Origin of the sequence: Paucibacter aquatile, assembly GCF_002885975.1 — a bacterium.
GTDB classification, from domain to species: Bacteria; Pseudomonadota; Gammaproteobacteria; order Burkholderiales; family Burkholderiaceae_C; genus Paucibacter_A; species Paucibacter_A aquatilis.
The window spans coordinates 414,723-440,163 of record NZ_POSP01000003.1 but is presented as its reverse complement, the minus strand read 5'-3'; the positions used below and the strand labels follow the sequence as shown (position 1 = coordinate 440,163).

The 25,441-nt window shown below is 66.6% G+C and carries 13 protein-coding genes; 10 read left to right on the top strand and 3 right to left on the bottom strand.

Translation table 11 applies throughout. From position 1 onward, the window contains the following. Positions 1-384 precede the first annotated feature (384 nt). Positions 385-10,446 carry a hypothetical protein gene (locus tag C1O66_RS05235; RefSeq protein ID WP_133155110.1) on the bottom strand — a complete coding sequence of 3,354 codons (10,062 nt, stop codon included), beginning with the start codon at positions 10,444-10,446 and terminating at the stop codon, positions 385-387. Positions 10,447-11,065: 619 nt separating this feature from the next. Here C1O66_RS05235 and C1O66_RS05230 point away from each other — a divergent pair. Together C1O66_RS05230 and C1O66_RS05225 are read left to right on the top strand one after the other, a co-directional pair. Next, positions 11,066-12,022 carry a glycosyltransferase family 2 protein gene (locus tag C1O66_RS05230; RefSeq protein WP_102766918.1) on the top strand — a complete coding sequence of 319 codons (957 nt, stop codon included), beginning with the start codon at positions 11,066-11,068 and terminating at the stop codon, positions 12,020-12,022. Between the two features lie 2 nt (positions 12,023-12,024). Then, positions 12,025-12,684 (top strand): acyltransferase, encoded by a 660-nt coding sequence (locus C1O66_RS05225; protein WP_102766917.1) that lies wholly within the window; start codon positions 12,025-12,027, stop codon positions 12,682-12,684. A 724-nt stretch (positions 12,685-13,408) separates the two neighbouring features. Here the strand turns inward: C1O66_RS05225 and C1O66_RS05220 are convergent. After that, positions 13,409-14,374, bottom strand: coding sequence for a class I SAM-dependent methyltransferase (locus tag C1O66_RS05220; protein WP_102766916.1), 966 nt, complete (start codon positions 14,372-14,374; stop codon positions 13,409-13,411). A 156-nt stretch (positions 14,375-14,530) separates the two neighbouring features. Continuing rightward, complete coding sequence (locus C1O66_RS05215) at positions 14,531-15,235, bottom strand: GntR family transcriptional regulator (RefSeq protein ID WP_102766915.1); 705 nt, start codon at positions 15,233-15,235, stop codon at positions 14,531-14,533. 94 nt (positions 15,236-15,329) lie between these two features. Between C1O66_RS05215 and scpA the strand changes: the two genes are divergently transcribed. The 8 genes from scpA to C1O66_RS05175 all read left to right on the top strand — a co-directional run bounded on the left by scpA (position 15,330) and on the right by C1O66_RS05175 (position 25,439). Continuing rightward, positions 15,330-17,507 (top strand): methylmalonyl-CoA mutase, encoded by a 2,178-nt coding sequence (gene scpA, locus C1O66_RS05210; protein WP_102766914.1) that lies wholly within the window; start codon positions 15,330-15,332, stop codon positions 17,505-17,507. A 19-nt stretch (positions 17,508-17,526) separates the two neighbouring features. After that, entirely contained in the window at positions 17,527-18,069 is a 543-nt protein-coding gene (locus C1O66_RS05205; protein WP_102766913.1) for a GNAT family N-acetyltransferase, read from the top strand. Continuing rightward, positions 18,066-19,106 carry a methylmalonyl Co-A mutase-associated GTPase MeaB gene (gene meaB, locus C1O66_RS05200; protein ID WP_102766912.1) on the top strand — a complete coding sequence of 347 codons (1,041 nt, stop codon included), beginning with the start codon at positions 18,066-18,068 and terminating at the stop codon, positions 19,104-19,106. The genes C1O66_RS05205 and meaB overlap by 4 nt, the downstream gene beginning before the upstream one ends. Positions 19,107-19,184: 78 nt before the next feature. Next, positions 19,185-20,717, top strand: coding sequence for an acyl-CoA carboxylase subunit beta (locus tag C1O66_RS05195; RefSeq protein WP_102766911.1), 1,533 nt, complete (start codon positions 19,185-19,187; stop codon positions 20,715-20,717). Further along, positions 20,714-21,205, top strand: a complete 492-nt coding sequence (locus C1O66_RS05190; protein ID WP_102766910.1) for a hypothetical protein — start codon at positions 20,714-20,716, stop codon at positions 21,203-21,205. Before C1O66_RS05195 ends, C1O66_RS05190 begins: the two co-directional genes overlap by 4 nt. 41 nt (positions 21,206-21,246) lie before the next feature. Beyond that, entirely contained in the window at positions 21,247-23,367 is a 2,121-nt protein-coding gene (locus C1O66_RS05185) for an acetyl-CoA carboxylase biotin carboxylase subunit (protein WP_102766909.1), read from the top strand. A 197-nt stretch (positions 23,368-23,564) separates the two neighbouring features. Further along, the gene (locus C1O66_RS05180; protein ID WP_102766908.1) at positions 23,565-24,023 is read left to right on the top strand and encodes a VOC family protein; all 459 of its coding nucleotides are present in this window, start codon (positions 23,565-23,567) and stop codon (positions 24,021-24,023) included. A gap of 21 nt (positions 24,024-24,044) precedes the next feature. Beyond that, the gene (locus tag C1O66_RS05175) at positions 24,045-25,439 is read left to right on the top strand and encodes a 3-oxoacyl-ACP reductase (RefSeq protein ID WP_102766907.1); all 1,395 of its coding nucleotides are present in this window, start codon (positions 24,045-24,047) and stop codon (positions 25,437-25,439) included. Positions 25,440-25,441: the final 2 nt, after the last annotated feature.

The window sequence follows — 25,441 nt, the reverse complement described above, 5'->3', positions numbered from 1 at the left end:
ACGTGCTCGGACTGGGGCGTGAACGCCGCCGCCGGGCGGGGGGGTGTGCGCATCCACACTGCGCTTGTGTCGTCGGCTTCCTGGGTGGCCGGAGATCAGGGCGGGCTTGCGCAGGCCGCCATGCTCTCCTTCCGCTTCCGTGGGATTTCGACGTTGCTGGACCAAACTTGAGCAAGCACCCCCGCGCATGCGGCGGTGCTCATCCCGGCCTGAAACCTGGCTTTTCATGCTTTTGGCTCCCTGGTCAGAGTTTTCCGGAACTTGAGCCGGCCGAATCGGGCATAACAAGCCGATTGCCTGCGCATTTCTGCCTGCCACGGCGGCCGAAGCGATGCCGTGGCATTGATGAAGGGAGGGTGGGGTCGAGCTTGCATCGCGGGGCCCTCAGATCAGGGGAGGTGGCAGGCTGTCGTCGTCCAGCCAAGAACGACGCAAGGCCGCCAGGGCATGCGCGCCTTGCGCAGCCGACACCTGCTGGTCCTGTGCGGATGGGGCCAGCAAGGACGCGCTGGGGCCGCTCAGCAGCTCACCCAGGGCCGGCATGCTGGCGGCCGGGCCGGCGCTGTCGCCGCCACGGTCGCGGGCAAACCAGACATCGACCAGGGCATGGTTCTGCCCATCCTCGGTGCGGTAGTCCGCGACCAGGCCGAGCAGATTGCCCTGATCCAGGCTGTTGCCTTGCTGGGCTTGCAGGTTGAAGTCGCGAATGCCCAGTTCCTGCAAGGAGCGCAGCTCGCCGGCGTCGGTGCGGCCATCGCCGTTGCCGTCGACCCAGACCTTGAGGTCCTGGAAGCCGGCGTCGAGGGCGTCCAGACGGCCGTCGCGGTTGAGGTCGAGCTCGGCCATGGCGGCAAAGCCGTTGCTGGCGCGTTGGCCATTGGCCAGCAGCGTGCCGCTGCCGAACAGCTCGCGGCCGCTGTTGATCTGGCCGTCACCGTTGCGGTCCATGACCAGCAGGCCATCTTGCGGTGCCACCCAACCCCATTGGTGGGCATGGCCGGTGCCGAACATATCGAACTGCGCGCCCTGCGCGGCGGCCACGGTGCTGACGCCGTTGCCATCCAGGTCCAGCACGATGGGCGTGGCCAGGTACAGGCCTTCCAGCTGTTCGGCACTGAACACATTGGCCGCAGCGTCGCTGAAGGCCAGCACCTGGGTCATGTTCAGCGAGGCCAGGTCCTCGGGTTCGAATCCCGGGATCTGGTCGGTGGTGAAGGCATGGATCTGCTCGGTCGTCAGTCCGTGCATCTGCTCGGTGGTGAAGGCCTTGATGTCGTCGGTGCTCAGGGAGATGATCTGCTCGGTGCTGAAGCTGCCCAGCTGACGTGAGCTGAAGGCGGCGATCTGCTGGCTGCTCAGGGCCTGGATGTCCTCGCTGCTGAAGCTGCTGATGTGCTCGGTGCTCAAGGCCAGGATCTGCTGCGTGGACAGGGCGCTCAGGTGCTCGGTGTTGAGGGCGGCGAATTGCTCGCTGCTCAGCTGCTGAACCACCTGGGTGCTCAGGGCCCGCAGGTCTTCGGTTTGCAGCCGCGCCATATCGGCCGCCTCGATGCCGGCCACCTGGCTGCTGCTCAGGGCCGCGAACTGGCCGCTGCTCAGGGCCCGCAGCTGGTCCGAACCCAGGGCGGTGAAGTCTTCTGCGCTCAGCCCTCGCAGAGAACCGGTGCTGATGGCGGCCAGATCCTCGGTCGAGAACTGCAGAAGCTGATCCGTGCTGAGTGCACCCAGCTGGGCCGAGCCCATGGCATAGACCTGGCTGCTGTTCAGAGCGCGGATGTCCTCGGTGCTCCAGCTCTGGACCTGTGCCGTGGTGAGTGCACCCACCTGCAGCCGGCTGAGGGCCGCGATCTGGTCGCTTTGCAAGGCATTGAGCTGTTCGCTGCTCATGCCGCGCAGGGCGAAGATGCTCAGGGCGCCGACATGCTCGGTGCTCAGGCTGGCCACCATCTCGGTGCTGAAGCCCTCGATCTGGGCCGAGGTGAATCCACGGACCTGCTCGGTGTTCAGGCTGCGCAGCTCTTCAGTGCTGATGGTGCGCACCTGGGCGGCTGTCAGCACGGCGAACTGGGCGTTGGTGAGACGGGTCAGCTGCTCGGAGCTGAGGGCGGTGAACTGCTCGCTGTCCAGGGCGCGGATGGCAGCGGTGGACAGGGCTTGCAGATCGTCGGACTGCAGCTTGGCGATTTGGTCCGTGCGCAGGCCTTCGGCCTGGGCGGCGGTCAGGGTGGCGGCCTGAGCGGTGCTCAGGGCCACGATCTGATCCGTGCCCAGGGCGGCGATGTCGCCGGCATCCAGGCCGCGGAAGCCCGCCGTGCTGATGGCGGCGAAGTCCTCGGTGCTCAGGGTGCGCAGCTGGTCGCTGCCGAGTGCGCCGATCTGGGCCGAGTTCAGGCCGCTGAACTGGGTGCTGGTCAGGGCATTGAGGTCATCGCTGCCCAGGCTCTGGAACTGCTCCAGGGTCAGGGCATTGACCTGGGCCGTGCTCAGGGCCTGGATCTGCTCCGAGCTCAGAGCCGCCAGCTGCTCGCTGTCCAGGGCCCGCAAGGCGCTGGTGTTGAGGGCACGCAGGTCCTCGGTTTGCAGCTTGCTGATCTGTTCGGTGTTCAGCCCGCTGACCTGGGCGCTGCTCAGGGCCGCACTCTGGGCTGTACTCAGGGCCACGATCTGATCGGTGCGCAGCGCGCCGATCTGGTCGGCGCTGAAGCCTCGCAAGCCGGCCGTGCCGATCGTGCTCAAGGCCTCGCTGCTGAGGCTGCGCAGCTGGTCGCTTTGCAAGGCGGCCAGCTGGGTCGAGGCGATGGCCTGGAACTGCTCGCTGGTCCAGGCATTGAGGTCTTCGCTGCGCAGGCCCTGGATCTGGTGGGTCTGCAAGCTGTTGAGCTGCTGCGTGCCCAGGGCACGCCATTGCTCGGAGCCCAGGGCCGCCAGCTGGTCGGTGCTGAGGGCGCGCAGGGCGCTGCTGCTGAGGGCGCGCAGGTCTTCGGTCTGCAGCGTGCGCATCTGGTCGCTGCCCAGTCCGCTCACCTGGCTGCTGCTCAAGGCGGCGAACTGGCTGCTGCTCAGGGCCACCGTGGCTTCGGTACCCAAGGCTCCGAGTGTGGCGGCACTCAGACCGCGCAGCCCGGCCGTACCGATGGCGGCCAGGTCTTCGGTGTTGAGCAGGCGCAACTGGTCGCTGCCCAGGGCAGCCAGTTGGCCGCTGCTCAGGGCGGCGAACTGGGTGGTGGTCAGCGCATTCAGGTCCTCGCTGCGCAAGCCTTGCATCTGGCTCGAGGTCAGCGCGTTCACCTGGGCCGTGCTCAGCGCAGCCAGCTGATCGGAGCCCAGGGCCGCGATCTGATCGGTGCTGAGGGCCCGCAGGGCGCCGCTGTTGAGGGCTTGCAAGTCATCGCTGGCGAGCTTGGCGATCTGGTCGGTGCGCAGACCGGCGATCTGGGCGCTGTTCAGCGCTGCCACCTGGGCCGTGCTCAGCGCCACGATCTGCTCGGTGCCCAGGGCGCCGAGCTGGCTGGAGCTCAGGCCCCTCAGCCCAGCGCTGCCGATGGCCGCCAGGTCTTCGCTTTGCAGGCTGCGCAGCTGGTCGCTGAGCAGGGCCGAAACCTGGGTCGAACTCAGGGCCGCGAACTGGGCTGTGCTCAGGGCGTTGAGGTCCTCGCTGGCCAGGCTCTGGATCTGGCTGGAGCTCAGGCTGTTGACCTGGGCGGTGCCCAGTGCCGCCCACTGCTCGCTGCTCAAGGCGGCCAACTGCTCGCTGCTCAGGGCGCGCAGGGCGCTGCTGTTCAGGGCTTGCAGGTCGTCGCTGGCCAGCTTGGCCAACTGATCGGTGCGCAGGCCCTGCACCTGGCTGCTGTTCAGGGCGTTGACCTGGGCCGTGCTCAGGGCCACCAACTGGTCTGTGCCCAGCACACCGAGCTGACCGGCGCTCAAACCCTTGAGCCCGGCTGTGCTGATGGCGGCCAGGTCTTCGGTGCTGAGCGTGCGGATCTGTTCGGTCAGGATCAGGGCGATCTGGGCCGAGCTCAGGGCCCGGAACTGGGCGGTGCTGAGGGCGTTGAGATCTTCGCTGGACAGGCTTTGCACCTGGGCCGCGGTCAGGTTGTTGATCTGGTTGGTGCTGAGCGCCATCCATTGCTCGCTGCTCAGGGCCGCCAGCTGCTCGCTGCTCAGTGCGCGCAAGGCGCCGCTGTTAAAGGCCTGCAGATCGTCGGTGGCCAGCTTGGCCATCTGGCTCGCTTGCAGCCCCGCGACCTGGACGCTGTTGAGGGCCGCCACCTGGGCGGTGGTGAGCGCGATCAGCTGATCGCTGCCGAGCACACCGAGCTGCGCGGCGCTCAGGCCGCGCAAGCCGGTGGTGCTGATGGCGGCCAGGTCCTCGGTGCTCAGGGTGCGGATCTGCTCGGTCAGGATCAGGGCGATCTGCGAGGAGTTGAGGGCGCGGAACTGGCTGCTGCTCAGCGCGTTCAGGTCCTCGCTGCCCAGGCTCTGGATTTGCGCCGCAGTCAGGCTGTTGACCTGCTGCGTACCCAGGGCCGCGAACTGATCCGAGCCCAGGGCGCGCAGTTGATCGGAGCTGAGCGCGCGCAGGGCGGCGCTGTTGAGCGCCGCCAGGTCGTCGGTGGCCATGCGGGCCAGTTGATCGGTGCGCAGGCCCGCGATCTGGGCGCTGTTGAGGGCGGCCGCTTGGGCGGTGCTGAGGGCGATGATCTGCTCGCTGCTCAGCACGGCCAGCTGGTCGGCGGCCAAACCCTTCCAGGCCGCCGTGCTGAGGGCGGCCAAATCTTCGGTGGCCAGGGCCTGGATCTGGTCGCTGCGCAATGCGCCCAGCTGGCCGGAGTTGAGGGCGCGGAACTGCAGGCTGGTCAGCGCATTCAGGTCCTCGGTGGCCAGGCTTTGCACCTGGCTGCTGCTCAGGGCGTTGACCTGGGCGGTGCTGAGCGCGGCCCATTGCTCGCTGCCGAGCGCGGCCAGGCGATCGCTGGCCAAGGCCTTGATCGCATTCAGGTTGAGGGCCTGCAGATCGTCGGTGGCCATGGCGGCGATCTGCTCGCTGCTCAGGCCCTGGATCTGGGCGCTGTTCAGGGCCGCCACCTGGGCGGTGCTGAGGGCGCGGATTTCATCGCTGCTCAGCGTGGCCAGCTGGTTGGCCGGCGCCGTGCTGAGGGCGGCAATCTGGGCGGTGGTGAGGGCGGCGATCTGGTCCGAGCCCAGGGCCTGGAACTGCTCGCTGCTCAGGGCTCGGATGGCGGCTGAGCTGAGCGCGCGCAGGTCCTCGCTCTGCATGGCCACCAGCTGGTCGGTGCGCAGGCCCTGGATCTGGGCGCTGTTCAGGGCCGCGAACTGGCTGCTGCTCATGGCCACGATCTGCTCGGTGCCCAGGGCGCCCAGCTGTGCGGCGCTGAGACCGCGCAGGCCGGTGCTGCCGATGGCGGCGAGATCCTCGCTTTGCAGGCTGCGCAGCTGGTCGCTGCCCAGGGCGGCGATCTGTGCCGAGCCGATGACGCGGAACTGGGCCGTGCTCAGGGCATTGAGGTCTTCGCTGCCCAGGCTTTGCAGCTGGCTGGGCGTCAGGGCATTGACCTGGGCCGTGGTGAGCACGGCCCATTGGTCCGAGCCCAGCGCGCGCAGCTGATCGCTGTTCAGGGCACGCAGGGCGCCGCTGTTCAGGGCACGCAGATCGTCGCTCTCCAGGCGCGCGATCTGATCCGTGCGCAGGCCGGCCACCTGGGCGCTGTTCAGCATGGCGGCCTGGCTGCTGCTCAGGGCCACGATGTGTTCGGTGCCCAAGGCCGCCAGCTGCTCGGCGCTCAAGCCGCGCAATCCGGTCGTGCTGATGGCCGCCAGGTCTTCGGTCTGCAGGCTGCGTATCTGATCACTCGAGAGGGCCGCGATCTGCGCCGAGTTCATGGCCCGGAACTGGGCGCTGGTGAAGGCGTTCAGGTCCTCGCTGGCCAGGCTTTGAATCTGCGCCGAGGTCAGGGCGTTGATCTGCTGGCTGCTCAGCAAGGCCAGTTGCTCGGAACCCAGGGCGGCGAGCTGCTCGCTGCTGAGCGCGCGCAGGGCGGCGCTGTTCAGGGCTTGCAGGTCGTCGCTGGCGATCTTGGCGATCTGATCGGTGCGCAAGCCGCTGACCTGGGCACTGTTCAGCACCGCGACCTGGGCGGTGCTCAGGGCGATGATCTGGTCGGTGCCCAGGGCACCGAGTTGGTTGGCACTCAGGCCGCGCAGAGCGCCGGTGTGGATGGCGGCCAGGTCTTCGCTGGCCAGGGCGCGCAGCTGGTCGGTCGTCAATGCCGCCACCTGGGCCGAGTTGAGGGCGCGGAACTGGGCCGTGCTCAGGGCATTGAGGTCCTCGCTGGCCAGGCTCTGGATCTGCATGCTGCTCAGGGCGTTGAGCTGATTGCTGCCCAGCACCCGCCATTGATCCGAGCCCAGGGCGGCCAACTGTTCCGAGCTCAGGGCGCGCAAGGCCGCCGAGTTGAGCGCTTGCAGGTCATCGGTGGCCAGCTTGGACATCTGGCTGGCTTGCAGACCCGCCACCTGGGCGCTGTTGAGAGCGGCGGCCTGGGCGGTGCTGATGGCAATGATCTGATCCGTGCCCAGTACTGCCAACTGGGTCGAGCTGAAGCCGCGCCAGGCGCCGGTGTGGATGGCAGCCAGATCGTCGGTGGCCAGGCTGGCGACCTGCTCGGTGCTCAGCGCTGCGATCTGGGCCGAGTTGAGCGCGCGGAACTGGGCCGTGCTCAAGGCGTTGAGGTCTTCGCTGCCCAGGCCCTGGATCTGGCTGCTGCTGAGTGCGGCGACCTGGGCCGTGGTCAGGGCTGCCATCTGGTCCGAGCCCAGGGCGGCCAGCCGGTCGGTGCCCAGCGATTGAAGCGCACGGGTGTTGATGGCGGCCAGGTCTTCGGTCGCCAGGCTGGCGAACTGGTCGCTGCTGAGGCCACCGATCTGGGCGCTGCCCAGGGCTGCAATCTGGGCCGAGCTGAGGGCGCGGATCTCGTCGCTGCTGAGCACGCCCAGCTGGTTGATCGGCGAACTGCTGAGCGCCGCGATCTGTGCGGTGCTCAGAGCAGCAATCTGTTCGGAATCCAGCGCCCGCATCTGATCGGTGCTGAGGGCGCGGATGGCGCCGGTGCTGAGGGCTCGCAGATCATCGGTCTGCAGATGGCTGATCTGCTCGGTGCTTAGGGCCTGGATCTGGGCGCTGTTCAGTGCCGCGGCCTGCGCCGTGGTCAGGGCGATGATCTGGTCGCTGCCCAAGGCGGCGATCTGGTTGGCGCTCAGGCCACGCAGACCGGCAGTGCTCAGCGCTGCCAGGTCTTCGGTTTGCAGGCTGCGGATTTGATCGCTGGCTATCGCTGCCACTTGGGCCGAGTTCATGGCGCGGAACTGGGCCGTGGTGAGGGCGTTCAGGTCTTCGCTGGACAGGCTTTGGATCTGCACCGAGCTGAGCGCGTTGATCTGGGCCGAGCCCAGGACTGCCCATTGTTCGCTGCCCAGAGCGGCCAGCTGCTCGCTGCTGAGGGCGCGCAGGGCGGCACTGTTGAGGGCTTGCAGGTCATCGCTGGCGATCTTGGCGATTTGCTCGCTGCGCAGGCCCTGCACCTGGACGCTGTTCAAGGCAGCGAACTGCTGGGTGCTCAGCGCCACGATCTGATCCGTGCCCAGGGCGCCGAGCTGAGCGGAGTTCAGGCCGCGCCAGCCGGCACTGCCGATGGCCAGCAGGTCCTCGCTTTGCAGCGAGCGCAGCTGATCGGTGCTCAACGCGCCCACCTGGGCCGAGTTCAGGGCCTGGAACTGCTGGGTGCTGAAGGCATTCAGGTCTTCGCTGGACAAGGATTGCAGCTGGGTCTGGGTCAGCGCATTGACCTGCTGTGTGCCCAGGGCGGCCAGCTGATCGCTGCTCAAGCCGGCCAGTTGTTCGGTGCTGAGGCCTCGCAGGGCGCCGCTGTTGAGCGCGCGCAGGTCATCGGTGGCCAGCCGGCCCATCTGGGTGGCGCTCAGGGATTGGACCTGGGCGCTGTTGAGCACGGCGTACTGCTGGGTGCTCAGACCGATCAGCTGATCGCTGCTCATGGCGGCCAACTGGCCGGCATTGAGGCCGCGCAGGGCGGCGGTGTTGAGGGCGGCGAGGTCGGAGACATCGAGCGACTGCACCTGATCGCTGCCCATGGCCGCGACCTGGCTGGAATTCATGGCCGCAAACTGGCCGGAGCTGAAATCCTTGAGCGAGGCACCCAGCCCCTGAATTTGCGCGCTGCTCAACGCAGCCACCTGCTGGCTGCTTAGTGCTTGCTGAGAATCCGAACTGAGGTTGCCCAGCTGCTCGGAGCTGAGCGCGCGGATGGCGGCCGTGCTCAGGGCGCGCAGGTCGTCCGTCTCCATGGCCTGCACCTGCAGGCCCGTGATCTGGCTGCTCGTCAGCGCCGCCGCCTGGGCGGTGGTCAAGGCGGCGACCTTGCTGCCCGTACCCAGGCTTTCGAGCTGGGCCGAGCTGAGTCCACGCAAGCCCGCGGTGCCGATGGCGGCCCAATCTTCCGTGCCAATGCCGGCAATCTGATCCGTCAGCAGGGCGGCAGTCTGGGCCGAGCTCATGGCCTGCCACTGGGTGGCCGTCAGGGCATTGAGGTGTTCGCTGTCCAGGCTGCGGATCTGGGCCGAGGTGAGGGCATTGAGCTGGGCCGTGCCCAGGGCCGCCATCTGCTCGGAGCCCAGAGCCGCCAGCTGTTCGCTGCTCAGTGCACGCAGGGCGCCGCTCTGGATGGCGCGCAGGTCTTCGGTCTGCAGGGCGGCGATCTGGTCGCTGCGCAGGCCGCCGATCTGGGCGCTGTTGAGCACCGCCATCTGGGCGGTGGTGAAGGCGCGGATCTCGTCGGTGCTGAGTGCCGCCAGCTGGTTCACCGGGGCGCTGGCCATGGCGCTGAGCTGGGCCGTGCCGAGCACGGCAATCTGGTCTGAGCCCAGTGCGGCGATCTGTTCGCTGCTGAGCGAGCGGATCACGGCGGTGCTGAGCGCGCGCAGATCCTCGCTTTGCAGGGCGGCGATCTGGTCGGTGCGCAGACCTTGGGCCTGCACGCTGTTGAGGGCCGCGAACTGCTGGCTGCCCATGGCCACGATCTGCTCCGTGCCCAGGGCCGCGAGCTGCTCGGCGCGCAGGCCGCGCAGACCGGCGCTGCTCAGGGCGGCCAGGTCTTCGCTGCTCAGCGTACGCATCTGGTCGCTGCTGATGGCCGAGAGCTGGGCCGAGTTCAGGGCGCGGAACTGGGCGCTGCTGAAGGCATTGAGGTCGTCGCTGGACAGGCTCTGAATCTGGGCGGCGGTCAAGGCGTTGACTTGCGCCGTGCCGAGTGCGGCCAGCTGGTCCGAGCCGAGCGCGGCGAGCTGATCGGTGCCGAGGCTGCGCAGGGCCGCGCTGTTGAGCGCTCGAAGATCGTCGCTCGCCAGCTTGGCAATCTGCTCGGTGCGCAGGCCGGCGACCTGGGCACTGTTCAGCGCTGCAGCCTGGGCGGTGCTCAGGGCCGTGATCTGCTCGGTGCCCAAGGCGCCGAGTTGCTCGGCGCTGAGACCGCGCAAGGCCGCGGTGTTGAGGGCGGCCAGGTCTTCGGTTTCCAGGCCGCGGATCTGGTCGGTGCGCAGAGACGCGACTTGGGCTGAATTGAACGCGCCAAACTGGCGGCTGCTCATGGCATTGAGCTCCTCGCTGGCCAGGCTGGCCAACTGGCTGCCGCTGAGGGCAGCCACCTGGGCGGTGCCCAGGGCTTGCCACTGCTCGGAGCTGAGCGCCGTCAGCTGTTCGCTGTTCAGCGCGCGCAGGGCGGCCGTGTTCAGGGCCTGCAGATCGTCCGTTGCCATCTTGGCGATCTGCTCGGTTTTCAAACCAGCGACCTGGCTGCTGTTGAGCGCGGCCGTCTGTTGTGTGCTGAGGGCGACGATCTGGTCGCTGCCCAACTGGCCCAGCTGGTTGGCGCTCAGACCGCGCAGGCCGGCTGTGCTGAGGGCCACCAGGTCTTCGGTGCTGAGGCTGCGCAACTGATCGCTGCCCAGGGCCGCGATCTGGCTGGATTGCAGGGCGCGCATCTGTGCGCTGTTGAAGGCATTCAGGTCTTCGCTGAGCAAGCCCTGAATTTGCGTGCTGCTCAGCACGGCCACCTGTTGGGTGCCCAAGGCGCCGATCTGGTCGGAGTCGAGCGCGGCGATCTTGTCCGTGCTCAGGGCGCGCAGGGCGGTGCTGCTGAGTGCGCGCAGATCGGCGGTTTGGAAGAAGCGAATCTGCTCGCTGCTCAGCGCGCTCATGGCAAAGCTGCCGAGCGAGGCGAACTGCTGCGTGGTCAGGGCCTGGATCTGGTCGCTGCTGAAGGCAGCCCAATCTTCGGTCGAGAAACGGCCCAGCGTGCGGGTGGTCAGGCCCGCAATCTGGGTGGTCGACAAGTGGGGGATCAGGGTGCTCATCAGTGGCTCGCTCGGGCAGGCGATGGCAGCGGGCATTCATGCATGCCCAGCCGCACCGTCCCGACCTCCTCAGGGGTGTTCAGTGGTCCGACCCGGCAACTCCTGTGAAACCATGAGGCAGCGCACCCCAGCGGCGACAGGGTCGATGTCGCGCTGTGGTGATCGAGCGGGCTCGAATGGCGGAACACAGTCCCTTTGATCAGGGGCTGTGTGCGCTTGATTCGAACGTCAGGGCCAGAAAACCATGCCTGTTCCGGGCATGAGTTCTCGATTCCTGTGCTAGCGCTTTCGACGAATGCTGCCCGGACTTGAGCCCGCAGCCAGGGGGGGGTCCCCCGGGCTGCGGCGCAAGAGCTGGCGGTGAAGGGTCGGGTGCGCATGGCGGGCTGCTTCAGGTGTCAGAGTGAAATGGCGGTTCGGTTCGTGTCCAACGGAATCGTTTTGTTCTTCTGTGTGAAAAAAAGCCTCAAGTTCTTCGAGGCTCTACCGATGTTAGGAAGTGGCGCGAAAAACGAAGGTCGCATAAGGGGGCGCATTGCTCGCTTGTTTGGCGCGCTGTGCGCTCTGCGTCTTCGATGTAATGGCAGGGCCGCAAGCTGCGGTGAGACCGTCGCGCGCCATGCACATCACCACCCTGATCCCGGCCTACAAGACCAAATACCTGCAAGAGCTGCTGGCCGGCTTGATGACCCAGACCCGCAAGCCGGATCGGATCGTCATCTCCGACGACAGCCCCGGCGGCGAGTTCACGCAGCTGCTGCTCTCCCCGCGCTACGCCAACTGGGTGGCCACGCTGCCGCTGGAGCTGCATGTCGGCCGCCGGGCCGGCGCCTACGAGAATTTCAAGAACCTGGTGCGGCTCTGGGCGGGCCGCAGCGAGCTCTTCCACATCCTGCTGGACGACGACGTCATCTTTCCGGACTTCTACGCCCAGCATCTGCAGACCCACCAGATGGCCGAGCTGTCCTGCAGCATCAGCGCTCGCTGGAATGCCAACGAACGCGGCCAGCCCATCGAGGGCATGCCGGTGCCCGAGGCGATTGCCAGCTCCAACAGCCGCATCATGTCCATGGGCCCCAAGGCCATGTTCTCGAGCACGGTGCCGGGCAGCGTCAACTGGCTGGGGGAGTTCTCCAACTGCGTGATCCGGGCGCGCTGCGCCGAGCTGCTGGAGCAACCGGTCTTTGGCGGCGTGTCCTACGCGGGCTTGTGGGACCTGGGTTTCTTCCTGGCCGCCAGCCTGCAGGCGCCGATCGGCTACATCCAGGACCGGCTCGGTTACTTCCGCGCCGGTGGCGAGGGCCATTCGGCCCAGCGCAATGGCCCGCACATGAAAGCCGCCTACCTCGGCTATGTGGCCCTGGCCGTCGGCGGCTGCCGCATCGGCCAGGTCACGCCGGAGCAGATGCGGATGTGCGCCACCGGCATGGCCGGGGCCCTGGTCAAGAACTATGCCGATCAGCCGGACGTGATGGCCTTTGTGCCCCTGCTGCTGGAGCTGGGCCAGGGCAGCGAAGGGGCTGAAGCGGCCTTTGTCGAAGCCTGGCATGGCTTTTTGCAATCCCACGGGTTTTGAACATGGCCTTGCAGAACCGACTGGAACGCCTGCGCGGCCTGATCTCGCGCAGCTCGCCCTTGGAGCTGGAAACCTGGGTGCGCGCCTTGCTGGTGCACTATTTCTTTCATGTGTCCGACAAGCAGCGCATCGAGATCCATGGTCCGGGTTCGCGCAGCCTCAACTTCCTCACACCCACGGTGCTCAAGGGGGCCGGGCGCATCGTGCTCAGCACCAGCACCGTTTTTGGCGTGCCGCGCTCGCCAGGCAGCTATGCCTGCAGCTATGTGGAATCTCGCACGCCCGATTCGCTGATCGAGATCGGCCCGGGCACTGTGTTCAACAACCGACTGAACCTGATCTCGGAAGGTGCAGCCATCCGCTTTGGCGCCAACTGCCTGGTCGGCGCCGAGCTGCAAGTCATGGACAGCAATCTGCACGACTTGCGCCTGGCCCACCGCCGCGAGCCCGACCCACGGCCGGCCGAGGTGGTGATCGGCGACGAGGTCTTCATCGGCTCGCGCGTGACCATCCTCAAAGGCGTGCGCATCGGCCGCGGCTGCGTGATCGCGGCCGGCGCCGTGCTGCAGCCGCATTTCCAGGCCCCCGAGTTGTCCATCGTGGCGGGCAATCCAGCTCGGGTGGTGGGGCGGGTGGAAGAGAGGCCGGACGGAGGCGCCTGAGTTCAGGCAAGAAGGTTTGCGGCGCTTCTCAATGAGCGCACCTATCTGCTGAGATGTGAGGGGCAGCTTGTGGCACTTTGCGGTCGTCCCTTGCGCTGATCGCTCACGCTGCGTTGTCTCGGCCCGCCGCTGGGCTCATGGTTCGCGGGTCGGCTCTGTGAGCCGCCTCCTCTCGGTGCTCACTGCGCGGCTCAGCGGCGCCAAACTCCCTCCGTTCGCTGCGCTCACTGTGGTCAAACAGGTGGCGCCGAGTCAGACCTTGAAGCGCGTGAGTACACGCGCCTGAGCCGCTCCGCTGCGCCCTCGGCCGCGCACAAATCGCCCGGCGGCGGGCCGAGCCACCTCCGGATTCGGCGGGATCCACCGTTGATGGGGCCGATCGATCGCGATGCAAGCGCCCTGCAGCCCGTGCCGCTGCCGGGCGATTTGTGCCGGGCCGAGCAGCACAGCGCCTCGGGGCGCGCGCGTACCCGCGCGCTTCAAGTTCTGACTTGGCGCTTCTGTCTGAACGAAGCGAACGCAGGGAGCGAAGTGAGTTATGCGCCAGCCCCGAGGCGCGAGCAGCGCAGGGAAGTCGGCCCGCCAGGGCCGACCCCGGAACCATGAGCCCGGCTGCGGCACGGGCTGCAGGGCCTCACGAGCAAAACCAAAGGCTGCTTCGTGCAGGCTCCAGCCACTGAGTTTGGTCGCCCGCAATCCTGCCCTCGAGCGAGGGCAGCCCTCATCAGGACTCGTCCATCAGCCTCAGCAGATAGGTGTCTTCCACGCGCTTGGCGCGCTCGACGCGGCGGCCTAGCTCGTTGACGGCCAGGTGCAGGTCGATCGCGCCCTTCTGCGCGACCATGGCCTGCAGGGACTCGGGCAGGTCATAGCCGATGGTGGAGGGCGGCAGGGCCGGGTCGTGGTTCTGCTTGGACAGGCCCACATATTCCCAGCTGCCCAGCATGGAGTGGCGGCCCCAGCTGTCGCCCGGGGGCAGGGCGGTGCCGGGGTCGACCGCGCGGCAGACGATGGAGATGAAGCCGCATTCCTTGCCCGCCACATGCAGGGGGCTGTTGGACGGGTGGCGGCTGTAGAGGCAGTCGATGGGTGCGAAGTTGAAGTAGCGCAGCATGTACTCCAGCAGCGGGATGCTGGGGTACCAAAAGGTGTTGGGCTCGGTCTGCAGCTTGCCGGCGGTGTTGAAGTGCATCAGGTCCGACTGCTCGTTCACCACATTGGTGGAGAGCATGAAGAGGCCGTTCTTCTTGACCAGGGGGCGGGCGCTGGCCAGGGTGTGCATGGGCGAGAACACGTGGTAGAGCACGCCCGACAGGTTCACATAATCGAACATGCCATCGGCCGCCAGCTTCTGCGAGAGCTCGTACATCAGGCCGATCTCGCGGAAATCCCAGCTCGCACCGTAGACGTTTTGCAGCAAAGCCATCTTGTCGGCGCAGTGCGGCACGGCGTCGGCCGCGACAATGCGTTTGGCGCCCTTGCGGTGCATCAGCACCGGGATCACGCCCTCCATGGTGCCCAGGTCCAGGCAGTCTTGGCCGTGCAGATGGGCATTGCGCATCAGCATGCGCGGCATGTAGGGGAAGTCGGTGGGGTAGCTGCCCGGTGCGATCAGGCCTGGGGCCAGTTCCACGGTGTAGTACCACCAGGCTTTGGCGGCCTGTTCCAGCTGCTCGCGGCTCATGCTCATGTCGGGGCGCTCCTTGCGGGGATGGGATGAAGGCGGGGCTGGCGTGCGCAGCAGCGAGCCCGGATGCCGTGCAGTTTGCACGGCAGTGCCGCCGTCAAAACCCAGGTGGAGCCGGGTGCTTGGCCCCCAGTTCCAGGCTTTGGATGCCGCCGCTGCTCAGGCGCCGGTTGCGGCCGCCAGGCCGTTGTCGAAATGCGCCCGCATCAGGCGCGCCGCCTCGTCGGCGCGCCGGGCTTGCAGGGCCTGCATCAGCTCGCGGTGCTCGCGCAGGGAATCCTGCAAGCGGCCCTGCTTGAACAGCGAGTGGTGGCGGTTGAGCTTCATCACGCGGCGCAGGTCGGTGACGATCTGCTGGCGCCAGCGGTTGGCTTCGATCTCCAGCAGGCGCAGATGAAAGCGCTCGTTGGCGGCGAAGAAGTCGTCGCGCTCGTCCACCTGACGCTCCAGCTCATCGTGCAGGGCCTGAAGTTCGGCCAGGTCGGTGTCGCTGCCCTGGGCGGCCACGCGGGCGGCGGCGTCGCTCTCGAGCAGGGCCAGCAGCTGATAGGCCTCGCGCACATCGCGCTCGCTCATCTCGGTGACATAGGCGCCGCGGCGCAGCTTCATGGTCACCAGGCCTTCGACTGCCAGCACCTTGAGCGCTTCCCGCATCGGTGTACGGCTGATGCCCAGTTCGCCGCAGAGTTTGAGTTCGTCAATCCAGGCGCCGGGTTCCAGCTGGCGACTGAAAATTTGTTGGCGCAGATGTTCCGCCACCTCTTGATAGAGAGCGCGGTGGGCCAGTGCGTGGGCAAGCGGGAGCGCCGGAGCGGCTGTTCCGAGTGCCGGGCTGGGCTTGATCGAGCGGGGTTCGGCAGGCATGGTGGGGTGCGTCGCCGTCAGTGTAGCGTCAATTCTGAATTTATAATTATGAATGATGGTCGCGCTATGATGGGGCGTCCGCAGGAGCCAAGAGATGTCTGAATCCAAGAAGCAAGCGTTCGAATTCCCGCAAGCCACGCTGGCGCAGTGGGAAAAAGCCGCCGCCAAATCCGCCCCCGGAGGCGATGTCTCGGCCCTGAACTGGCACACGCCCGAAGGCCTGACGGTCAAGCCGCTCTACACCGCGGCCGACACGGCGGGCCTGCCTTACGCCGACACATTGCCGGGCTTCGAGCCTTTTTTGCGCGGCCCGCAGGCCACCATGTACGCGGTGCGGCCCTGGACGATTCGCCAGTACGCGGGCTTCTCCACCGCCGAGGAAAGCAACGCCTTCTACCGCAAGGCCCTGGCGGCGGGCGGGCAGGGCGTGTCGGTGGCTTTTGATCTGGCCACCCACCGCGGCTACGACAGCGACCATCCGCGCGTGACCGGCGATGTCGGCAAGGCCGGTGTGGCGATCGACTCGGTCGAGGACATGAAGATCCTCTTCAACGAGATCCCACTCGACAAGGTGTCCGTCTCCATGACCATGAACGGCGCCGTGCTGCCGGTGCTGGCGGGCTATGTGGTGGCGGCGGAAGAGCAGGGCGTTTCGCAGGACAAGTTGAGCGGCACCATCCAGAACGACATCCTCAAGGAGTTCATGGTCCGCAACACCTACATCTACCCGCCCGAGCCCTCGATGAAGATCATCGGCGACATCATCGAGTACACGGCGCAGAAGATGCCCAAGTTCAACTCGATTTCGATCTCGGGTTATCACATGCAGGAAGCCGGTGCCAACCAGGCGCTGGAGCTGGCCTTCACCCTGGCGGACGGCAAGGAGTATGTGAAGACCGCGCTGGCCAAGGGCCTGGATGTCGATGACTTCGCACCGCGTCTGTCCTTCTTCTGGGCGGTCGGCATGAACTTCTATCTGGAGATTGCCAAGATGCGGGCCGCGCGCCTGCTCTGGTGCCGGATCATGAAGGGATTCGAGGCCAAGAACCCCAAGAGCCTGATGCTGCGCACGCACAGCCAGACCTCGGGCTGGTCGCTGACCGAGCAAGACCCCTACAACAATGTGGTGCGAACCACCATCGAGGCCATGGCCGCGGTCTTCGGCGGCACGCAAAGCCTGCACACCAATTCGCTGGACGAGGCGATCGCCCTGCCCACCGAGTTTTCATCGCGCATCGCCCGCAACACCCAGCTCATCATCCAGGAAGAGACCCACATCACCAGCGTGATCGACCCCTGGGCCGGCAGCTACATGATGGAATCGCTGACCCAGGACATGGCCGACAAGGCCTGGGCCATCATCGAAGAGGTCGAGGCCATGGGCGGCATGACCCGCGCGGTGGACAGCGGCTGGGCCAAGCTCAAGATCGAGGCCAGCGCGGCCGAGAAGCAGGCGGCCATCGACTCTGGGCGCGATGTCATCGTGGGCGTCAATAAGTACAAGTTGGCCAAGGAAGACAAGATCGAGATCCTCGATGTCGACAATGTCCGTGTGCGTGACGGCCAGATTGAGCGGCTCAAGGCCATCAAGGCCAGCCGCGACAGTGCCGCCGTCCAGGCCGCGCTCCATGCCCTGACCGAAGCCGCCAAGTCCGGCCAAGGCAATCTGCTGGACCTGAGCATCCAGGCTGTGCGCCTGCGCGCCACGGTGGGCGAGATCAGCGATGCACTCGAGGCGGTGTACGGCCGTCACCGCGCCGACACGCAAAAGGTCACCGGCGTCTATGCCGCCGCTTACGACTCGGCCGAGGGCTGGGCCAAGCTGCAGGACGAGATCAAGTCCTTTGCTGACGTCCATGGACGCCGCCCGCGCGTGATGGTCGCCAAGCTGGGCCAGGACGGCCACGACCGTGGTGCCAAGGTGGTGGCCACGGCTTACGCTGATCTGGGTTTCGATGTCGACATCGGCCCCCTGTTCCAGACCCCCGAGGAATGCGCCCGCCAAGCTATCGAGAACGATGTCCATGCGGTCGGCATCTCGACCCTGGCCGCCGGTCACAAGACCTTGGTGCCGGCCATCATCGCGGCGCTGAAGGCACAAGGTGCCGATGACATCATCGTCTTCGTCGGCGGCGTGATCCCGGCGCAGGACTACGACATGCTCTATGAGGCCGGCGTCAAAGGCATCTACGGCCCCGGCACCCCCATCCCGGCCAGTGCCAAGGATGTGCTGGAACAGATCCGCCAGTCGCTGACGGCCGCTGCGGCGTGAGCGGCACCGGGAGCCGCGCATGAGTGCCTATCAGCTGCAGCCGGTGGCGGCCGAGGATCTGGATGCGCTGTTCCAGCTGCGCATGGAGGCCTTGCGGCCCAGCCTGGAGCGACTGGGGCGCTTCGACCTCGTGCGCAGCCGCGATCGCTTTGAGGCCTTGTTCGAGCCCGAGACCATGCGCCACATCTGCCGCGGCAGCGAGCGGGTCGGGTTCTTGATGCTGCGCGAAACGCCCGCGGGTGAAGCGCCAGCCTTGCGTCTCGAGCAGCTCTATCTGCAGCCCGCGGCACAAAGCCAGGGCATCGGCTCCTGGGTGCTCAGCTGGGCCAAGGACCAGGCGCGGCGGGCGGGGCGAGACCTCAGTCTCTCGGCCCTCAAGCTCAGCGATGCCAACCGTTTTTATCTGCGCCATGGCTTCAAGGCGGTGGGCGAGAGCGAGTTCGACATCGACTACCTCTGGCGCTTGCCTGTCGTTGGTGAGGAGGCCCGCCTGGCCCAGGTGCCGGACGGCATTGCGCCGGTCTGGTCGGGCGTTCAAGGCGAGCGGCTGGGGCGCGCATGACGCTCGTGTTGCCCAGCCCGAGTCTGGCGCCGGCTTTGCTGGCCGCTCCCGGCCCCCAGCAGCGCCGGGCCATGGCCAAGGCCATCACCTTGCTGGAGTCGACCCGCCGCGATCACCGCGCCCAGGCCGATGCCCTGCTGACCGAACTGCTGCCGCACACAGGCAAGAGCTTTCGCCTCGGCATCTCGGGCGTGCCCGGCGTGGGCAAGAGCACCTTCATCGAGGCCCTGGGCCTGTTTCTGATCGCACGCGGCCACCGCGTCGCTGTGTTGGCGGTGGACCCGAGCAGCAGCGTCTCGGGCGGCTCCATCCTCGGCGACAAGACCCGCATGGAGCGGCTCTCGATGGACGAGCGCGCCTACATCCGCCCCAGCCCCAGCAGCGGCACCCTGGGCGGCGTGGCCGAGAAGACGCGCGAGGCCATGCTGGTCTGCGAAGCGGCTGGCTTCGATGTGGTCATCGTCGAGACCGTCGGTGTGGGCCAGAGCGAAACCGCCGTGGCCGGCATGACGGACATGTATGTGCTGCTGCAGCTGCCCAACGCCGGCGATGATTTGCAGGCGATCAAGAAGGGCGTGATGGAGCTGGCCGATCTGGTCGTCATCAACAAGGCCGATCTCGATTGGGCGGCCGCCACCCGCGCCCAGGCGCAGATCGGCTCCAGCCTGCGGATCTACGGCTTCCACGGCCACAGCCACACGGACCACGCCACGTCGGGCAAGACCTGGCACCCACAAGTGATGCAGCTCAGTGCGCTCAAGCCCGAGCAGGGCGATGGGCTGGAGCGCTTTTGGGCGCAGGTCAGTGCTTACCGCGAATTGCAGCAGACCCAAGGCCACTGGCTGGCCAAACGCCAGCAACAGGCGCAGAGTTGGATGTGGGAGCGCATCCACGCCGGCTTGCGCCAGCAGTTTGCCGCCTCGCCGGCCGTGAGTGCCCAGCTGCCCCAGATCACCGAAGATGTGCTGCAGGGCCGCCTGGCGCCCTCCACCGCAGCACGCCAACTGTTGAATTTCTTCTCCGGAGACGAGAAATGAAACCCCCACGCCCAATGAATGGGCTGCCCCCCGAGGGGGCGCGTCCTTCCTTGGGACGGCCCTACGAAAGGACTTCCCATGCATGACATCCAACAACGACTGGAAGAAAAACGTGCCCAGGCCCGGCTGGGCGGCGGCGAAAAGCGCATCGCTGCCCAGCACAAAAAGGGCAAGCTGACGGCGCGCGAGCGCCTGGAGCTGCTGTTCGACGAAGGCACCTTTGAAGAATGGGATATGTTTGTCGAGCACCGCTGCGTGGATTTCGGCATGGCCGAGAACAAGATCCCCGGTGACGGCGTGGTCACCGGCTACGGCATGATCAACGGTCGCCTGGCTTTCAGCTTCAGCCAGGACTTCACCGTTTTCGGCGGCGCCTTGTCCGAGGCGCATGCCGAGAAGATTTGCAAGGTCATGGACCAGGCCATGAAGGTCGGCGCGCCGGTGATCGGCCTCAACGACTCGGGCGGCGCACGCATCCAGGAAGGCGTGGCCTCCCTGGGCGGCTATGCCGATGTGTTCCAGAAGAATGTGCTGGCCTCGGGCGTGATCCCGCAGATCAGCATGATCATGGGCCCGTGCGCTGGCGGCGCGGTCTACTCGCCGGCCATGACCGATTTCATCTTCATGGTCAAGGACTCGAGCTATATGTTCGTGACCGGGCCCGAGGTCGTGAAGACGGTGACGCACGAAGAGGTGACGGCCGAAGAGCTCGGCGGCGCTGGCACCCACACCAGCAAGAGCGGTGTGGCCGACCTCAGCTTCGAAAACGATGTCGAAGCCATCTTGATGCTGCGCCGCTTCTTCAACTACCTGCCGCTGAACAACCGCGAGAAGGCGCCGACCCGGCCCAGCGGTGACCCCGGCAACCGCCTCGACCATTCGCTCGACACTCTGGTGCCGGACAACCCGAACAAGCCCTATGACATGAAGGAGCTGATCCAGAAGACGGTCGACGACGGCGACTTCTTCGAGCTGCAGCCCGACTACGCCAAGAACATCTTGACCGGCTTTGCCCGCATGGAGGGCCAGACGGTGGGCATCGTCGCCAACCAGCCGCTCGTGCTGGCCGGCTGCCTGGACATCAAGAGCTCCATCAAGGCCGCGCGCTTTGTGCGCTTCTGCGATGCCTTCAACATCCCGGTGATCACCTTCGTCGATGTGCCCGGCTTCATGCCAGGCACCAGCCAGGAGTACGGCGGCATCATCAAGCATGGCGCCAAGCTGCTGTATGCCTATGCCGAGTGCACGGTGCCGAAGGTGACCGTCATCACCCGCAAAGCCTACGGCGGCGCCTACGATGTGATGGCCTCCAAGCACCTGCGCGGCGATGTCAACTTCGCCTGGCCTAACGCCGAAATCGCGGTGATGGGCGCCAAGGGCGCGGTGGAGATCATCTTCCGCGAGGACAAGGGCGATCCCGAGAAGCTGGCCGCCAAGGAAGCGGAGTACAAGGCCCGCTTTGCCAACCCCTTTGTCGCTGGCGCCCGTGGCTTCATCGACGATGTGATCCAGCCGCATGAGACCCGCAAACGCATCTGCCGCTCCCTGGTCATGCTCAAGGACAAGAAGCTGGACAACCCCTGGCGCAAGCACGGGAACATTCCGCTGTGAATTTCGCCAAGGCGCTCGTGGTCTGGGCCGGGCAGCTGCTGGTTTGCGGCAGCGTACACGCTGCTTTGCCTGCAGCGGACTGCGTGGCGAGCCACGCGCAAGCCCATGCCGAGGCAGCATCACAGCCTGCTTCGGCGCCAGAAGCCGCCTCGGCCCAGCAGCAATTCGCGGCCTGCGCCTTGCAGCGCTACGGCGCAGCGGCCGCCAGCCGCGTGGAGGCCTGCGGCAACGATCTGGCCAGCCTGCCGGTGATCCTGCTCTACCGAGTCGATGGCCTGTCGCGCAGCCAGGCCCTGGCCGATCTGCAGCGCGAAGGTGCGCTCAGTGACGGCAGCGAGTACGCGCAGCGCGCTCCGGCCATGCTGAGCTTTGCCTACCAGGGCGCCGCGGCGGCCAAGGGGCAGGGCGCCGCCTGGATCGAGCGCCGCGTCGTCGAATGGACCGATCTCTGCCTGGCTGGGCGCCTGCGTTTTTCCGCACAGCGTTGACGTCAGCCGACTGAACAAGTTTTTGATGGGGACAAGACATCATGTTTGAAAAAATTCTGATCGCCAACCGCGGTGAGATCGCTTGCCGGGTCATCAAGACGGCCCGCAAGATGGGCATCAAGACCGTGGCCGTCTACTCCGAGGCCGACAAGGACGCTCGCCATGTGGAGCTGGCCGATGAGGCCGTGCTGCTGGGCCCGGCGCCCAGCCGCGAGTCCTATCTGGTGGCCGACAAGATCATCGCGGCGGCCAAGCAGACCGGCGCCCAGGCCATCCACCCCGGCTACGGCTTTCTGAGCGAGAACGAAGAGTTCGCGCGCCGGGTCGAGGAAGAGGGCATTGCCTTCATCGGCCCCAAGCATGGCTCCATCGCCGCCATGGGCGACAAGATCGCCTCCAAGAAGCTGGCCAACGCCGCCCAGGTCAACACCATCCCGGGCCACAACGAGCCCATCCTCTCACCCGAAGAGGCGGTCAAGATCGCCCAGGGCATCGGCTACCCGGTGATGATCAAGGCCAGCGCCGGCGGTGGCGGCAAGGGCTTGCGCGTGGCCTTCAATGACAAGGAATGTTTCGAAGGCTTCAGCAGCTGCCGCAATGAGGCGCGCAACAGCTTTGGCGACGACCGCGTCTTCATGGAGAAGTTTGTCGAGGAGCCGCGCCACATCGAGATCCAGGTGCTGGGCGACAGCCAGGGCAACACGCTCTACCTGTGGGAGCGCGAATGCTCCATCCAGCGCCGCCACCAGAAGGTGATCGAAGAAGCGCCGTCGCCTTTCATCAGCGAAGCCACCCGCAAGGCCATGGGCGAGCAGGCCGTGGCCCTGGCCAAGGCGGTGAACTACCAGAGCGCGGGCACGGTGGAGTTCGTGGTCGGCAAGGACCAGAGTTTCTATTTCCTGGAGATGAACACCCGCCTGCAGGTGGAGCACCCGGTGACCGAGTGCATCACCGGCCTGGACCTGGTCGAGCAGATGATCCGTGTGGCCGCCGGTGAGCCGCTGAGCCTCAAGCAAGAGGACATCAAGCGCGAAGGCTGGGCGATCGAGTGCCGCATCAATGCCGAAGACCCCTTCCGCAACTTCCTGCCCTCGACCGGCCGCCTGGTCAAGTACCAGCCGCCGCAGGCCAATCTGGAGCAGGGCACGCTGACCCTGCAGGGTGAGAGTTATGCCCAAGGTTCATTCGGCGGCGAGGCAGTGACGAACACCGCTTGGGGCGGCGTTCGGGTCGACACCGGCGTCTACGAAGGCGGCGAGATCCCGATGTTCTACGACTCGATGATCGCCAAGCTCATCGTCCACGGCCGCGACCGGGCCGACGCCATCGCCAAGATGCGCGAAGCCTTGAATGGCTTTGTCATCCGCGGCATCTCCAGCAACATCCCCTTCCAGTCGGCCCTGCTGGCGCATGAGGACTTCAAGTCCGGCAACTTCAACACCGGCTTCATCGCCCAGCATTACAGCGGCGGCTTCCGCGCCGAAGATGTGCCGCACAGCGATCCGCTGTTCCTGGTTGCCCTGGCTGGCTTCATCCGCCGCAAGGCGCGCGAGCGCGAGGCTGGCATCAGCGGCCAGCTGCCGGGCCATGAGGTGCGCATTGAGCACGACTACGTGGCCCTGGTGTCCGAGGGCACGGCCGGCCAGCAAGCCCGCCACGCCCTGCACATCTCCGAGTTCGTGGGGCACCTCGGCGAGGCGCTGGTGCGCGTCGGTGAAGGCGCTGAGGCCAAGAGCTACCGCATCGTCTGCAACTCGCGCCTGAACGACATCCGCCTGACCGGCACCGTCAACGGCCAGCCCTTTGTGGCCCAGGCCGAGCGCGGCACGGCCAAGCAGCCGCTGGCTTATCGCTTGCAGCACAACGGCTATGCCATCCTCGTCAATGTGCTCTCGCCGCGCGCGGCCGAGCTGCAGACCTTGATGCCTTTCAAGGCCCCGCCGGACACCAGCAAGTTCCTGCTCTCGCCGATGCCGGGCCTGCTGGTTCAGATCGCTGCGCATCCGGGCCAGACCGTGCAAGCCGGCGAGCGCCTGGCCGTCATTGAGGCCATGAAGATGGAGAACATCTTGATCGCCGAGCGTGACGTCAAGGTGGCCGAGGTGCTGGCCAAGGTGGGCGAGAGCTTGTCGGTGGATCAGCTGATTCTGAGGTTTGAGTGAGGTTGAGGGGTGAACAGGTGAACAGGTGAACAGGTGAACAGGTGAACAGGTGAACAGGTGAACAGGTGAACAGGTGAACAGGTGAACAGGTGAATGGTTCACCAAGCGCGCAGCGCTGCTCACCTGTTCACACGTTCACTTCCTCTTCCCCTGCTCAGCAAACCGACTGAAACATTTCCTTTTGTGGTGTACCAAACATGAAACCCTACAAGATCCTCGGCATCCAGCAGATCGCCATCGGCGGCCCCGACAAGCAGGCCTTGCGCAAGCTCTGGGTCGATGTGCTGGGCCTGCAGGTCACCGGCAACTTCGTCTCCGAGCGCGAGAACGTCGACGAAGACATCTGCGCCATCGGCCAGGGCCCGCACAAGATCGAGGTCGATCTGATGCAGCCGCTCGATCCCGAGAAGAAGCCGGCCGTGCACACCACGCCGCTCAACCATGTGGGCCTTTGGGTGGACGACCTGCCCAAGGCCGTCGAGTGGATGACGGCGAACGGCGTGCGCTTCGCGCCGGGCGGCATCCGCAAGGGTGCGGCCGGCTACGACATCTGCTTCATCCACCCCAAGTCCAGCGCCGAGTTTCCGATCGGTGGTGAAGGCGTGTTGATCGAGCTGGTGCAGGCGCCGGCCGAGGTCATCGCCGCGCTGGGCTGATCGATCCCTTCGCGGACCGCCATGGCTTCGAACTCAGATCCTTTGATCGGCCTGGCAGCTGGCCGCTTGACGGGCCCGCTCGTGCGTGCGCTCGGCCTGCCGCGCCCACGCGTCCTGCGGCGCGAGGCCGGCCCCTACGGCAGCGACGAGCTGCGTGGCCGGCAGCTGGTATTGACCGCCATGCCGGGCGGGCATGCGGGCGAAGCTGCGCGAAGCTTGCTGCAGGCACTGGGCGCCCGCCTGCTGATGGAGACAGACCTGGCCGCCGATGCGTCGGCCCGCGTCGACATCGCCGTGCTGGACGCCACCGGCTGCCGTGAGCTCGCGTCCCTGGCCCAGCTGCGCAGCTTTTTTGCGCCCCTGCTGCGCCGCCTGGCGCCCTGCGCCAAGCTCTTGCTGCTGGCGCCTTGCCCGCTGGAGGCCGCTCGCGTCTCGCCCGAGGCTGCGGCGGCCGCCCAGGGCATCGACGGTTTCGTGCGCAGCCTGGCCAAGGAGCTGGGCCGCAGCCATGCGGCCACCGTCAATGCGCTGCAGGTGCCGGTCGCGGCGGCGAGCGCTTTGCTGGGGCCTTTGCGCTTTTTCTGCAGCGCCCGCAGCGCTTACGTGTCCGGGCGGATTCTGCGTTTGGATGCAGGCCAGGCTCTTTATGCGAGCCCTGAACTCCCTTCGGTGCCGGGCCGCTTGCGCGAGCGCCTGGCCGTGGTCACCGGTGCCGCGCGGGGATTGGGCGCTGCCACGGCGGCGCGCCTGGCCGAGGAGGGCGCTCGCGTGCTGTGCATCGACGTGCCCTCGGCCGAGCCGCATTTGCGCGAGCTGGCGCGGCGCATCCAGGGCGACGCCTTGGCTCTGGACATCTCCAGCGCCGCAGCTCCCGCGGCGCTCTGCGACTGGCTGCGCCAACACCCCGGCCTGGCGGTCGATGTGCTGGTGCACAACGCCGGCATCACCCGCGACCGCAGCCTGTTCAAGATGAGCGAGGCCGAGTGGAAGCAGGTCATGGCCGTCAATCTGCAGGCCATCCTGGCCATCGATGCGGCGCTGGATCAGGCCGATCTGCTGGCGCCCGGCGCGCGAGAGATCTGCCTGTCGTCCATCAGCGGCATAGCAGGCAATGCCGGCCAGACCAACTACGCCACCAGCAAGTCGGCCCTGATCGGCTACGTCGCTGCTCGCAGTGCCGTGCTGGCCTCCCGCGGCGCCACCGTCAATGCCGTGGCCCCCGGCTTCATCGAAACCGACATGACCCGCCAGGTCCCCTGGCTGATCCGCGAAGCCGGCCGCCGCCTCAACGCCCTGTCCCAGGGCGGCCAGCCCCGCGACGTGGCCGAGGCCGTCGCTTTCCTGGCCTTGCCGGAATCGGGCGCCGTGCGGGGTCAAACCTTGCGGGTGTGCGGTCAGGCTTTGATGGGGGCTTGAGC